At 55.7% G+C, this 13,352-nt stretch carries 14 protein-coding genes and 1 tRNA gene; 8 read left to right on the forward strand and 7 right to left on the reverse strand.

Features of this window, described 5'->3' with window-relative positions:
• Positions 1–52: 52 nt before the first annotated feature.
• Genes HJW02_RS00185 through HJW02_RS00195 form a run of 3 tightly spaced genes read right to left on the reverse strand, consistent with a single transcriptional unit; the run spans position 53 to position 3,910 of the window.
• The gene (locus tag HJW02_RS00185; RefSeq protein WP_102721787.1) at positions 53–2,389 is read right to left on the reverse strand and encodes a polysaccharide biosynthesis tyrosine autokinase; all 2,337 of its coding nucleotides are present in this window, start codon (positions 2,387–2,389) and stop codon (positions 53–55) included.
• A 24-nt stretch (positions 2,390–2,413) separates the two neighbouring features.
• Positions 2,414–3,211, reverse strand: a complete 798-nt coding sequence (locus tag HJW02_RS00190) for a polysaccharide biosynthesis/export family protein (RefSeq protein WP_022396773.1) — start codon at positions 3,209–3,211, stop codon at positions 2,414–2,416.
• Between the two features lie 36 nt (positions 3,212–3,247).
• The gene (locus HJW02_RS00195; RefSeq protein ID WP_102721788.1) at positions 3,248–3,910 is read right to left on the reverse strand and encodes a sugar transferase; all 663 of its coding nucleotides are present in this window, start codon (positions 3,908–3,910) and stop codon (positions 3,248–3,250) included.
• Between the two features lie 271 nt (positions 3,911–4,181).
• On the opposite strand from HJW02_RS00195, the gene HJW02_RS00200 reads away from it, so the two are divergent.
• Positions 4,182–4,391 (forward strand): hypothetical protein, encoded by a 210-nt coding sequence (locus HJW02_RS00200; protein ID WP_146018118.1) that lies wholly within the window; start codon positions 4,182–4,184, stop codon positions 4,389–4,391.
• A gap of 234 nt (positions 4,392–4,625) precedes the next feature.
• On the opposite strand, the gene HJW02_RS00205 is transcribed toward HJW02_RS00200, so the two are convergent.
• Together HJW02_RS00205 and HJW02_RS00210 are read right to left on the reverse strand one after the other, a co-directional pair.
• The gene (locus HJW02_RS00205; RefSeq protein ID WP_102721789.1) at positions 4,626–5,276 is read right to left on the reverse strand and encodes an NUDIX hydrolase; all 651 of its coding nucleotides are present in this window, start codon (positions 5,274–5,276) and stop codon (positions 4,626–4,628) included.
• A gap of 241 nt (positions 5,277–5,517) precedes the next feature.
• Positions 5,518–6,111: an ElyC/SanA/YdcF family protein gene (locus HJW02_RS00210; RefSeq protein WP_180970931.1), complete on the reverse strand. Its 594-nt coding sequence runs from the start codon at positions 6,109–6,111 to the stop codon at positions 5,518–5,520.
• A gap of 243 nt (positions 6,112–6,354) precedes the next feature.
• Here HJW02_RS00210 and HJW02_RS13985 point away from each other — a divergent pair, with 243 nt between their 5' ends.
• Positions 6,355–6,489: a hypothetical protein gene (locus tag HJW02_RS13985; RefSeq protein WP_257228082.1), complete on the forward strand. Its 135-nt coding sequence runs from the start codon at positions 6,355–6,357 to the stop codon at positions 6,487–6,489.
• Between the two features lie 16 nt (positions 6,490–6,505).
• Here the strand turns inward: HJW02_RS13985 and HJW02_RS00215 are convergent.
• A tRNA-Leu gene (locus HJW02_RS00215) sits at positions 6,506–6,588 on the reverse strand.
• 71 nt (positions 6,589–6,659) lie between these two features.
• On the reverse strand, positions 6,660–7,121 hold the full coding sequence (locus HJW02_RS00220) for a RidA family protein (protein WP_102721838.1): 462 nt from the start codon (positions 7,119–7,121) through the stop codon (positions 6,660–6,662).
• A gap of 154 nt (positions 7,122–7,275) precedes the next feature.
• Between HJW02_RS00220 and HJW02_RS00225 the strand changes: the two genes are divergently transcribed.
• From HJW02_RS00225 to trpB, 6 genes are all read left to right on the forward strand, one after another.
• Positions 7,276–8,904, forward strand: a complete 1,629-nt coding sequence (locus HJW02_RS00225; protein WP_102721791.1) for a hypothetical protein — start codon at positions 7,276–7,278, stop codon at positions 8,902–8,904.
• Between the two features lie 98 nt (positions 8,905–9,002).
• The gene (locus HJW02_RS00230) at positions 9,003–9,512 is read left to right on the forward strand and encodes a ferritin (protein WP_180970932.1); all 510 of its coding nucleotides are present in this window, start codon (positions 9,003–9,005) and stop codon (positions 9,510–9,512) included.
• A 99-nt stretch (positions 9,513–9,611) separates the two neighbouring features.
• On the forward strand, positions 9,612–10,079 hold the full coding sequence (locus tag HJW02_RS00235) for a GNAT family N-acetyltransferase (RefSeq protein WP_102721792.1): 468 nt from the start codon (positions 9,612–9,614) through the stop codon (positions 10,077–10,079).
• A 27-nt stretch (positions 10,080–10,106) separates the two neighbouring features.
• Positions 10,107–10,610, forward strand: coding sequence for a hypothetical protein (locus HJW02_RS00240; protein WP_102721793.1), 504 nt, complete (start codon positions 10,107–10,109; stop codon positions 10,608–10,610).
• Between the two features lie 670 nt (positions 10,611–11,280).
• Positions 11,281–11,715, forward strand: coding sequence for a MarR family transcriptional regulator (locus HJW02_RS00245; RefSeq protein ID WP_102721794.1), 435 nt, complete (start codon positions 11,281–11,283; stop codon positions 11,713–11,715).
• A gap of 369 nt (positions 11,716–12,084) precedes the next feature.
• The gene (trpB, locus tag HJW02_RS00250; RefSeq protein ID WP_022396763.1) at positions 12,085–13,308 is read left to right on the forward strand and encodes a tryptophan synthase subunit beta; all 1,224 of its coding nucleotides are present in this window, start codon (positions 12,085–12,087) and stop codon (positions 13,306–13,308) included.
• Positions 13,309–13,352 lie beyond the last annotated feature (44 nt).

Here is a 13,352-nt window from a genome sequence, read left to right on the forward strand (position 1 = left end):
CGGGAAAAAGGCTATGGGGCTAATGCTGAAGAAAAGGGGGCGGTTAACGGCGCTATCCGTCAGTTTCGGAATACTCGTCGTAGTAATGAAAACGGGAATTTTTGAAATTCTCCGCATTGAGGATAACAGCTCCGGAACGGAATTCGCCCTTGTCCGCAAGCCCCTGGATGACGGGGACGTACTGCTTCTCGATCATGCCGCATCTGATGACATACAGGACCAGGTCCGCATGGCGCGCCATGAGGGAGGCATCCGCCACGGCTTCATAGGGACAGCCGTCCAGAATGATGCGGTCATACCGGGCGCGCCAGTACCGGAGCAGCTCTTCCAAACGGCCCTGGGTCAGCAAGGCGACGGGATTGGGGGGAACGGGACCTGCCGTCACCAGGTCAAATCCCGGGAATCTTTTGCCGGATTGCAGGACGGAATCCGGAGAAACCTGCGGATTCATCAGCAGGTGGACAAGGCCCCTGGCATTCTTCCCTCCGTAAAAGGCGGAAAGGCTGGCCTTGCGGAGGTCTCCATCAATGAGAAGGACTTTTTTCCCGGTCTGGGCATACGCGGCGGCCAGGTTCAGGGCCGTAAACGTCTTCCCCTCCCCCGCTCTTGTGGACGTCAGGAACAGGATGCGGGGCGCTTCCTCCGGATTGGGCAGCAGCATAAGTTCCGCATTATTGCGGAGGATGTGAAAGCACTCTTCCATGAAGGAACGGCCATTCGTGACGACCAGGGGCAGCTTCTTCCGCTCCTTTCCGGAAAGCAGGGGCAGCTCCCCTGCCAGCGGCAGGTCCGTCAGGCCGGCAAGATCCTTCTTATCCCGCACCTTCGTATTCAGGGCGTTCCCGGCCAGCAGGGCCAAAAGGCTTGCAAAAGCGCCTCCGGCCATGCCGCCCATCGTCATCAGGGGCAGTCTGGGCGCTACGGGAGCATTGGAGCCAAACGCAGGTTCCAGAATGCGGGCGCTTGGTTCCGTCGTAGCCAGGGCCAGGGCGTTTTCCTCCCTCTTTTTCAGCAGCATCAGGTAAAGCTCCTCCATGACCTTCTGCTCCCGGAGAAGAGGGACCAGGCCTTCATCCTTGGAGGCCATGTCCGACAAAAGCCGGTTGAGTTCATTCCGCTCCTTTTCCAGTTCACCCATCCTCACTTCCAGCGCGTTGCAGTAATTGGCGATGGAACGGCCAATGGATTCGCGCATCTCCTTCATATTCTCCGCGAGGGAGGAAACCATGGGATTCTGCCTTCCCGCGCTGGCGAACAACTTTTTATGCTGGAGGAAATTGTCATTGAAAAGTTCGATCTGCTTGGCAATTCCCGCATCCTGAATGCCTATATTGGCGGGGATCATGTCCTGCTGGCGGCTCCGGTCCGCCAGCAGCCTGGCGAGCACCTTCACCTGGATCAACTCCGTCCTGGTGGAGAAAAGTTCCGTTCCTATTTCCTGCACCCTGTTGAACGTGGCATCCAGCGTCGTATCCATATCCTTGACGATCCGGCTGTTGCGCTTGTAGTCAATCACCTGCTTGTCTACGCCGCCGAGCTGGCCGCCAAGCTTTCCAATGCGCTTGACGATGAACTCCTCCGCCCGCGAGGCGGCCATTTGCTTCTCCCGCCTGGAATGGTCATTGTAAACCTCAATAAGATAATTCAGGGCGTCTTCCGCCTTTTGCGGATGGGAAAGCCTCAACGTCAGCTCCAGCAGGCTGCTTTCCTTGGAATCGGGCCGCGTTACGCTCAGCTGGCCCAGCATTCCGTCAGTGGCCTCCTTCACGGAAACGCGCTCCACGAAAATGGTCCTTCCCATGCTGCCTGAAGAAAAATAAGAAGTAGGGCATACATTCACCGTGGCGAAGGGAAGCTTCAGCGGAACGCCGAACTTTCCGTGCAGAACGTTTTCCCCGCTCTCCTTCGCCCGGTAAGACAGGGAAAATTCCCGGCCATTCAGCGGAGTAACCGCCAGGGAACAAGGCTGAAACGCCACCTGTTCACTGAACTCCGCCTTCAGGGGAGTCGTATGGTAAAGATCCACTTCCCGGATATTCCGCTTTTCCCAGTAGGAGACGTCGAGCCCCAGCCCCTTCACCACACGGCTCATCACCTCCGAGGACTTGACCACATAGCTCTCGTTCGCCAGGTTGGCCTCCCCCGGCTTGAACCCCAGATCGGAAAGAATGATTTCCGAGACCTGGGCATTCTTCTGCTTGTCATCCCTCAGCATGATGCGGGCGGTCTTCTGGTACAGATACCCCTGCCGGGCGCAGATGAAATAAGCCAGCCCCCCGCCCAGCAGGGCGCACGCCAGAATCCAGGGCCAATACCTCCTGGCCGTGGAAAAAATGAACCGGAAGGAAAAAATATCGTTGTCCTCAGGCTGTATCACTGAAACGGGCATGGAAGGAAAACAGGATGAAACGGCTTACAGGCTGATGGCGATGACGGCGATAAGCAGGGACAGGCCCGAAAGGCCCCAGGCGTAGTACTGGGCGCTTTCGCTCCTCATGTTGATCTTGCGGTCTGACGGAGTGACATAAATAATATCATTCTGCCGGATATAGTAATAAGGAGAGGAGAAAATGGACTTGCTGCGCAGGTCCAGCTTGACGATCTTCCGGTCACGCTCCATTTCCCGGATCAGCACGATGTCCCGGTTGCCGTCGATATTCAAATCTCCCGCCCGGCTGATGGCGTCAAAAATGGTGACGCGCTGGCCGTCCACCTGGTAGGAGCCGGGATTATTCACCTCTCCCAGAACGGAAAATTTGAAGTTCATGATCTGGACGTTGACGGAGGCGTCCTTGATGTAATCACTGTTGCGGAGCTTTGCGGAAATGTCGTGGGCAAGCTGGGAACACGTCTTCCGGGCGGCCTTCATCTTCCCGATGACCGGCAGGACAATATATCCCTCGTCGTCCACCAGGTACCCTTTGGGCCGCGAATTGCTGGCGTTGTTGGAGATGGAATTGCCCATTTCCGCCATGATGAAGGGGGTAGTCAGTTCCGGCTGCTTGCTGCTGACGGAAATATAAAGCTGATCGTCTTTTTGAATAGTCGTCTGGTATTTGGTGACTATATCCTGCCGGGTCTCACCCGTAATGTCCTGGATATAGAGAACCTCTTTCGGATTGACGCAGGAGGCCAGCAGCAGGGAGCAGACAGCCAGGGAGGCCAGCCGGAAAATTCCGGGAGAAAAAAGAGAGGGGCGGTTCATCATCATTAAGGTATAAGGTTATGGTTTTAAATGGATAAATAATCAGGATTCTTCCTGCTTGGACGGAAAAGGCACAGGCACGGAAAGATCGTTCCTGATGAGCATGCTGCCCGAGATATTCCTGAAAGCGTCCTCGCACTGCCGGACGTCCTTATGGGCCAGCAACCGGACAACGGTTTGGAAAACGATCCTGGCGTCCATGAACAGGGACACATTCCGGGCGTAAACGATGTCGTAGCACAACCGCCTGTAGAACGGGATTCCGTTCCTTCCGTATACCTGGGCCATGCCGGTCAATCCGGGCCGGACGGAACAGCGCGCCATGCGGCAGCGGCCGGGAAAAACATCCAGCTGCTCCGGAATCCATGGCCGGGGGCCTACAATGGACATGTCTCCCTTGATAATGTTGACCAGCTGAGGCAGTTCATCCAGGGAATAGCGGCGTAAAAAAGTTCCCAGCGGAAAAGACCTCAAGTCATCCGGAAGCAGGAGCCCCTCCGAATCACGGGCATCCGTCAGGGTCTTGAATTTAAAAACCCTGAACAATTTCCCGCGGTACCCCACACGCGTCTGGAAAAAAAACGGAGACTTCCGCGTATGAACCAGGAGTATTATGGATATAACGGCCAGAAGAGGCGATACGATTATCAATGTCCATAAGGATATGGCAATATCCAATACGCGTTTTCCAAAAAAATTATACATGGCTCCGCACGCAAACTACCGGATTTCAAATCCGGCATCTGACTTTCCGGAGAAAAACGCTCATCATCAATGATGATAAATAACTTGCATGATTCTAAAATTTCCTTTCACGCCGCCTTGCGGAAGCGCTGCCATTTATATATTCAACCACAAGTATCTGATCCGCATGAAAAAATATTAATTCGTCATTGACGGCGGATTTGAAATCCGCACTTTTCATGAACGCAACAACAACAAAATGGAAAGGCGAAAAACCCGCCATTCCTGAAAAATGAAACCGCTTTCCACGCTCACAGGAACAACCAGAATATTCCGGGTTCAAAATGCCGCAATTGAAGAGGACCGCAATGGAAAAACAGGAAAATTAAGGAAAAAGAAACCTGAATTTCCGAGGGCTGGCAAATTCTTTCGGAAAAGGAGGCATTCCGAAGAAATGCGCCTGGGGCATGCGCCAAAAAGCGCACATCTTCACGGACAATGAATTGCCGGCAACAGGCATCAAGACAAAAAACCGGTTCCTATGATGCCATAGGGCGGATGGCATTCCCTGCCGGAGTTGAACCGAGCCTTTGCCGTTGGAGAGACGGCCTTCCTGACCGCTAGAAGAAGGGAACGTTACAGCCGGAATAAAACAGCCCGCTTTTCGCAAGCCGCTGGAACTGGCATAGCACTTTCCCGGAAAGAGTCAATGATTTTGCCGTATATGTTCCCTTTTTTAATCAAACACGGGATTCCAGCAGGGATCGTCCGCCGCATTAAAGCACAGCAGCGCCTGTTCCGGCGTGTTCTTTTCCAAAGCCATGGGAGGCAGTTCATCCCGTCCGAACCAGCGGCTTTCAGACGTTTCCGGATTGGGCTGGAAGGAGCCGCCTTTTTCTTCACATAATACAAAGACCTTGCAAACCCCGTACGCATAGGGGGGAGGGTTGTGCCTGTTCCTGTCATGCAGGGCTATCAGCCGTACCGCTTCCACTTCCAGTCCGGCTTCTTCCCGCACTTCCTTGATCGTGTTATCCCGCACGGACTGGTTCACATCCACCCAGCCGCCCGGCATGGACCACAAGCCGGAGCCTTTTTCTTTCACCAGCAATATTTTACCTTCCCGGAAGATGGCCGCGCGGGTATCCATTTTCGGCGTTTGAAATCCGGTCTCACTGCAAAACAGCCCCCGGACCGTATCCATATCCAGCCCGGATTTGGCGCTCATGATTTCCGCGGCGATTTCCCTCAACCGCTGGAAACGCTCCAGATCATAGGGGTCTTTCGCATACGTTATCCCCGCCTGGGCCATAAACTGAAGTTCCACCGCCCATTCCAGCCATTGCGGAGGCAGCGCATTACGGACCGTTTCACCAGCGTCATCCATGCGTCCACGTTACCACAAGGAGCTATCCCGGCGAACCTTATTTTCCATCCGGCCGCCTTCCGTGGCGGATTGTTCACTCAGGCCTTCTGGACCATTCCCCATCCCCATGGCAGATTTCCCCGCGTAACCGGCACGATTGATTCATCCAGTCTTAATGGACCAAGGTACGGGCACTCCCCAGGTTTGCCGTTCCGCATGAAAAAAGACGCCTCATGACGCTCCAGGCCGCATGAGGCGTTGATCATTTTTCCCCTTTTACTTCCGGCACCGCCACGGGTTCCCCCAGGAACCGGGGTTCACGCCCCCACAGCCACAAGTCCAGCATCATCCATACGCGCGCCGCGCGCTCCCTGAACCAGCTTCTAATGCGTGAACTGCGGTTGGGAACATCCGGGGCGCTGACGGCCCACGCGTCCATTTCCTCATGTGCAGCGATCGCCAGGGCGCGTTCATTGTGAAATTCCTGGGAAACGACGATCATGGTTGAAACGCCAAAGACCTCCTTCATCCTCACGACGGAATCCAGCGTCCGCAGCCCCGCAAAGTCACACACAATCCGGTCCTCCGGAACGCCGCGCTCCACCAGGGCCTGCTTCATCCATTCCGGTTCATTGTAGGAGTGGGAGCTATTGTCCCCGGAAACGACAAAAACCGTCGCCTTCCCGGCCCTCCAAAGTTCCGCCGCCGTATCCATTCTATTATAGAAATACCCGTTGGGGCCTCCCATGAACGCAGGGGAGCACCCCAGCACCAGGGCAGGCGCGCGAACGGGAACATCCGCGGAGTGCTCAAAAATCCTGCCTCCGGAAGCGGAAAAAATGTACCACTCTGACACAGCGGACAACAAAACCATTCCCACAAGAACGCCGCCTGTTATCTTCAACGCCAGCAAGACCCCTCTTTTTCCGCTCCGGCACGGACTATCCGGCTTCCCAAACCAGCATCTATTGAAAAACTTCATAAGCAGTATTCAGATTTTCCAGCCAAAAATGGCCTGCTTTCCCCATGTTCAATTCTTTGTCCGGCAACTTTTTTGTCCAGCGTTCTTTCATTGTTTCCCCGTATCATAAACGGAGCAATGGAACACAACCAACTTATTTCTTCTTCAAACGGGGATTCAGAGGTTATTGATGCCACCACTCAAAAACCTGATGGCATGCCAGGAACAAAAAAGCCCGCTGTCAGCGGGCTTTTTATCTACATAGATTTGTAATTTGTATTTAGCGAAGTACCCCCGACCGGACTCGAACCGGTACGTCCTTGCGGACAACAGATTTTAAGTCTGCAGCGTCTACCATTCCGCCACGAGGGCATTGACCGGACGGCACTCTACAGGAATGCCGCGGGGATTCAAGCACGAATCCCCTTCCGGTTTTTAAATCCCTAGCCGCAGACTTCCACAACCATGCTTATTTCCACCGCCACGTTGAGCGGTAGGGCGGACACGCCCACGGCCGTGCGGCTGTGGCGGCCGATTTCGCCAAAGGCTTCCACCAGCAGGTCGGACGCGCCGTTCAGCACCTTGGGATGGTCGTAGAAATCCGGGCCGGCATTCACAAATCCGTTCACGGCCACAATGCGGGAAACCTTTTCCAGGGAGCCCACGGCCTGCACGATGACGGCCAGGCGGTTCAGAACGGCGGCTCGCGCGGCGGCCTGCCCTTCTTCCACCGTCAAGTCCTGCCCTACCTTGCCGAAGTATTTGTCCTCCCCGTTCACGGAGATGCCGCCGGAGAGGTGAAGCAGGTTGCCCGTACGCACGCATTGCACGTAGGAACCCACGGGCGCGGGCGCATCGTAAATGGCGTAACCAAGATCGGAAAGGCGTTGACGTATTTTATCCATAATAGAGAATTTGACAAAGGTTGGATTGGAAGAATGCACCGGAAATATTTGCGTTTCCAGATGCATTTCATGACATTTTGAACAATTTTCGGCCTGTTTGCACGTAAAATGATTGCCATCTACCTCATTTAGTTGCTATTGAAACAACCCGTACATGATGACCGAAGAAACTCCTTCCACAGACCCCAAGCAGCAAATTCCGGACCTTTCCGGCTTGGCCGACTTCCAATTTGGTCCGGCCTGGGCGAGACCGGGAGCCCGTCAGGAACGTTCCGCGTCCTATCCGGAACGCAGGTCCGGCGACAGGCAGGGAGGCGACCGCCGTCCGCGACGCGACAGCCGCGAAGGACGCCAGCCCCGGGGGGAACGCCGTTTTGACGGTCAGAATGGTGAAAGAAGATTCAACCGGGAAGACCGCACCCGCGGTTCCTTCCGCCCGCGCCGCGACGGAGACCGCCGCGAACAGGCGCCCCGCCCGCCCATGGCGGAACCGGCCGAAGGCCTGCGCGTGGAGCTGCGCCCCGTGGATTCCGGCCTGGCCGCCCTGCACCAGGAGGTGCAGAAGCACCGCCGCACTATTTCCCTGCTGGACCTTGCCAAGGTGGTCATGGGTTCCTACGACCGTTATGACCTGGTGTTCATGAAGCAGGAGAACGGCCCGGACCTTTACCACTGCAAGCACGGCGACGGAGCCTGCTTCATTTCCCGCCAGGAGGCCGTCAAGCATCTCTGGCAGTCTTCCTGGATGCCCAAGTATTACGAGTCCGTGGAACAGGAAGTGGAAGCGCCCAAGGGCGATTTCAAGGCGATTGCCAAGTGTTCCCTGAACAATGAACTGGTGGGCCCCGTCAACTGGCACGGCTACCAGTCCGCCCTGATGAACCTGCACCGCACCAAGTTTGCCAGCATGCCCTTTGAGGCATTCCGTTCCAAGATCGTGACGGACAAGAGCGAGGAAGCCGTGCAGGCATGGCAGGAAGCCGTTTCCAAGCGCACCGCCTGGAAGCCCGTCCGCGAAGGCGCCTCCGAGGTTCTTCTGGAATCCCCCGCCGCCGTGGAACAGGATTTCGAGTCCAACCACTTTGAAGAGTGCTATGACGTCACGGACAAGGTGTTCGTCAACGGAGCCGTGAAGAAAAACCATCTTTCCCCCGGCCTGTGGGCGCACCTGATCCAGTTGTCCGGCACCACGCGCCGCCATCCCAGCATGCTGATTCCGAACCTCTGCCACGGGCTGGCGCGCCACCACATGCCCATTTTCAAGTGGAAGGGCAACCATTACACCGGCCCGGCACGCCCCAAGGCCATGGAAGAAGGCACCGTTCTTTCGGATTCCCTGATGTCCATCGCCACCTGGGCGGCCAACAATCCGGGCAAGGGCGTGGACGCCATGCTCAGGGAGCTGGCCCCCGTGCCGGACCCGGAAAAGGCCACGGAAGAGGAAGTGGCCCAGGCTACGGAAAAACAGCAGAATCTGGTCCGCGACCTGTTCTGGCTGTCCGAACAGGGCTACATTCTGGTTTTCTCCAACAACACCGTCAGCCGTCCGAAGGCCGTTCCGGCCCAGGCCCCCTCTCCCAAAAAGGCTCCCAAGGAGAAGCAGAAACCGGAAGAGAAGGCGCCGGACATGCCGGTGGCAGAAGCCGCCGCGCCCCAGGAGCAGAAGGAGGAACCCGCTGAAGAAACTGACACGGCAGCCGAGCCTGCGGAAGCAGCCGCCCCTCCCGTGGAGGAAGAGCTTCCTGCGGAAAATGTTCCGGAGACGGTTGCCGCAAAAGCCTGACGCCTTTCCCGAATTCCCCCGTCATACAGTCCGCAGGATTATCTTGATTCTGCGGACTTTGTTTTGTAGAAGAAAAGGAAATCAACAGGATTTTACATATGATCAGTACAACAATGGCAACCGCTCTTAATGAGCAAATCAAATGGGAAATGTATTCAGCCAACCTTTACCTGGCCATGTCCGCCTACCTGCAGGACGCCGGCCTGACGGGGTTCGCCCACTGGATGCGCGTCCAGTACCAGGAAGAAACCGCCCATGCCTTGAAATTTTACGATTTCCTTCTGGCGCGCGGAGGCCAGTTTACCATGTTGTCCATCGATGCCCCGGCCGCGAGCTGGTCCAACATTCTGGAAATGTTTGAAGAAACGCTGTCCCACGAACAGGAGGTCACGCGCCGCATCAATGACCTGGTCCGCCTCTCCAAGGAGGAAAAGGACTTCGCTACGGATATTTTCCTGCACTGGTTTGTCAGTGAACAGGTGGAAGAGGAAGAAACCGTCAAGGACATCATCAGCAAACTGCGCATGATCAAGGGAGAAGGCCAGGGAATGCTGCTCATGGACAAGGAGCTGGCGGCCCGCACCTTTACCCCTCCCCCCGCCAATTAACTTATTCAGGCGCTTTTCCGGCCATTCTCCGGCACGTTTTCCCCATGAAAACACTTTTCCGGAGAATGGCCGGCAGAACAGTTCGGCTATCAGGAGCGCATGAACATCAAGATAAGGCCGGCTGCAAGGGAGGATGTCCAAAAAACAAGCGCTCTATACGATGATTTTTTTGCCTGTAATGCTGCACAACAACCGGAGAATTGCGTTGCGGCAACTGAAACGGGAGATTGCCCGAATCCTGTGATTGAAAGCGGCAGCGGCGATAATATGATCGCGGAAAGAGACGATGCCGTTATCGGATTCGTGCATGTTGAAGAAAACGCGCCACCTCCCTATCCTTCCGTAGTTCCTCATAAATATGCCTGCATCATAGACTTTTTCGTCATGCGGGGATGCAGGAGGAATGGAACAGGACGCCTGCTTTTGGATAAAGTCAAACGCTGGACAAAATCACGAAACCAGGAATACCTGGAACTCATGGTATGGGAGAATAACGGCAGCGGCAGAAGATTTTACGAGCGTGAACATTTTATAACAGCATCCCGGACAATGCGCCTGGACGTGTAACCGACTTTTTAAATGGAATTATTAAAGATGAATGATTTTGAAACAGCTTTGGTGAGCCCGGGGAAAAACAGCCTCATTCCGGAGGAGGACAACTGGTTCGGCCCCCTCGTTGGAACCTGGGATATTGAATGGGTTGACGGGCACGGCACGGAGCATGAACGCCACGTGAAAGGGGAATGGATTTTTTCATGGGTTCTGGAAGGCATGGCCGTCCAGGATGTGTTCATCTGCCCTTCCCGGGAGGCCCGGAAGATCAAAACCTGGCCGGACGCCGCCTACGGCACGACGATCAGAATTTACAATCCCCAGCAACGGACATGGGACATTTTTTACGGTGTGGCCGGAGAATCCACGCGGCTGGAAGCGAGAAAGGAAGGCAGCCGGATTGTCCTGACGGAAATTACCGGGCAAAAGATGAAATGGATTTTTTCCGAACTTACGGAAAATACGTTCCATTGGAGAAACATGGCCACGGAGGACGGGATGCACTGGTTCCTCCAGGGGGAAGCGTTCGCCGCCAGACGTATCTAGAACACGCTTGTTCATCGGCATGGCAAGCAACCGCCGTCTTTCCCTTTCTGCACCCTTCCAGGCCCGTTTAAAGGGGTTTTCCCTGCCTTCACTCCTGTCCGGCAAATAAAGCAGCCCGGACTCAACAAGGAGCCATTGCCTGCCGATGCCCGCCAGGCATCCATAAGAATTTCCGGGGGTAGAACCGGCTTTTTTCTCTTCTCCGGCAGTCCAGAACTGATGACGGGACCTGCCTCCAAAGGCGGCAGCATCCTGTTTTTCCTGGCGCGCACCCGTATAAAACTTTTCTGAAACAGGCCTCCCTTTCCCATGGAGAGCCCTTGCATGAGGCCTCTTTCCGGTCCGGGCTTGTCATGCTGACGCGCCCTTTTATGCCAGATTTATGCCGGTTTCCCGGCAGTTCCGGAAAAAACTTTCATTCATCAACAGCTTACGACTATTTTTAACATGTTATTCACATTCTATCCTCAAAATACAATCATTCTATTAACATTCAACATATTGTATCCGGAATACCATCAAAAGGCTTATTATCTGCAAATGTAAAATTTTAATAAAAATTTATATTTTTGACTTGCTCGCGGAAGGCGGCGGCGGTAGGTTGGCTGAACCGCCGCCAAGCCTCCGGACGGCACCGTTACCAAACCTACCCCAGACATTCACCACGACCATGAGCTCCATTTCCGAAGAAGCAAACAAGCTGGCGGATTTCATCCTGTTCACGCAACGTTCCTGCATTCTGAATCTTTCTTCAGAATTGAATGAGGGCAAGGTTTCCTATCCCCAGTTTTTCCTGCTGACCTACCTGGCCAGCGAGGACTTCCTGAGCATGTCCAGCATTGCCCTGAAGATGGGGCATTCCACGGCAGCGGCCACCGGCATGGTGGACAAACTTCAGGAGATGGGCTATCTGAAACGCATGAGCGCGGCCAAGGACCGCCGCAAAATCATGGTCGCCATCACCCAGGAAGGGCGCGACCTGGTGGACCGCATGCGCCAGAATATCGTCCGGGACCTGGCCGCCCTGATGGCCGGAGCGGACCCCGACGCACGGCAGACGCTTGCTGATACCGGAAAATCCATCAGGAAGCGCCGCCTGGCCTGATTTCCGGCCTTCTTCCCTCCGTTCCTTTCCGGGTAAAAAAGTCCGGAAGCCGGATCTCCGGCAACGCCTGCCCTTTCTTTTACTATTATATTCAGGAGCATGGTGAACAGGGAGGAGCTTCCTTCCCTTGCAGCAGGGGCAGGCCGCGTTCTTCACGGCCTCAAAACGGAGATTCCCCATGAACCGGCCATCCCCGGCATCCCTGTCCGGTCCCATCCCGATTTCCGGCCTTCCGGACTGGTCCGTTCCGCTCCCCCCTGCGGATGATTTTTCCCTTCCCCGCTTTTTTAAAAGGGCTTCCTGCGGAGATTGTTTTTGCCTGAACTGGGGCATCGTGCTAAATACTGGCAGTCACGAATGCAACAGACCATGGATCTCCATACCTATTTACGCAATTTTCCGGACGCCCAGGGCCGTTTTGGCGAATACGGCGGCGTTTACCTGCCGGACGAGCTTGTTCCCGCCTTTGAAGAAATTACGGAAGCCTACCAGACGATAGCCCACTCCGCCCAGTTCATCAATGAACTGCGCCGCATCCGCAAGCAGTTCCAGGGACGCCCCACCCCGGTTTACCACTGCGAACGCCTTTCCCGCCACCTGGGCACTTCCCAGATTTACCTGAAACGGGAAGACCTGAACCATACGGGCGCCCACAAGCTCAACCACTGCATGGGTGAAGGCCTTCTCGCCAAATACATGGGCAAGAAACGCATCATTGCGGAAACGGGCGCCGGGCAGCATGGCGTGGCCCTGGCTACGGCTGCCGCCTTCTTCGGCCTGGAGTGTGAGATTCACATGGGAGCGGTGGACATTGCCAAGCAGGCCCCCAACGTCACCCGCATGAAAATCCTGGGCGCCAAGGTGGTGCCCGTCACGCACGGCCTCCAGAGCCTGAAGGAAGCCGTGGATTCCGCCTTTGATTCCTACCTGAACAGTTATCAGGATTCCATTTACTGCATCGGTTCCGTGGTAGGCCCCCACCCCTTCCCGCAGATGGTGCGCGATTTCCAGATGTGCATCGGCGTGGAAGCCCGGGAGCAGTTCATGGAAATGACGGGGCTTCTTCCGGACGCGGTGTGCGCCTGCGTGGGCGGCGGCAGCAATTCCATGGGCATGTTCACCGCCTTCCTGGGAGACCCGCTGGATATTTACGGCGTGGAACCGCTCGGCAAGGGGCCCAGGCTCGGGGATCATTCCGCCTCCATCTCCTACGGGAGCAAGGGCGTCCTGCACGGGTTCGAGAGCATCATGCTCCAGGACGAGGACGGCAATCCGGGACCGGTCCATTCCGTGGCCAGCGGGCTGGATTATCCTTCCGTGGGTCCGGAACACGCCTACCTGCACGACATCGGCCGCGTGAATTACGTTACCGCCACGGATGAGGAAGCCGTAGACGCCTTCTTCAAGCTTTCCCGCTATGAAGGAATTATTCCCGCCCTGGAAAGCTCCCACGCCATCGCCTACGCCATGAAGTGGGCCCGGGAAAACAGAGGAGGCGCTATCCTGGTCAACTGCTCCGGCCGCGGAGACAAGGATGTGGATTACGTCGTGGAGCATTACGGCTACGGGGAAGACCGCCAGTTCCCCTCCTGATTTCATCCCCTTCATCGTTTCCGGCGGAGGGAGGATTTCCCTGC

Source organism: Akkermansia sp. GGCC_0220 (assembly GCF_017566105.1).
Taxonomy (GTDB): Bacteria; Verrucomicrobiota; Verrucomicrobiia; order Verrucomicrobiales; family Akkermansiaceae; genus Akkermansia; species Akkermansia massiliensis.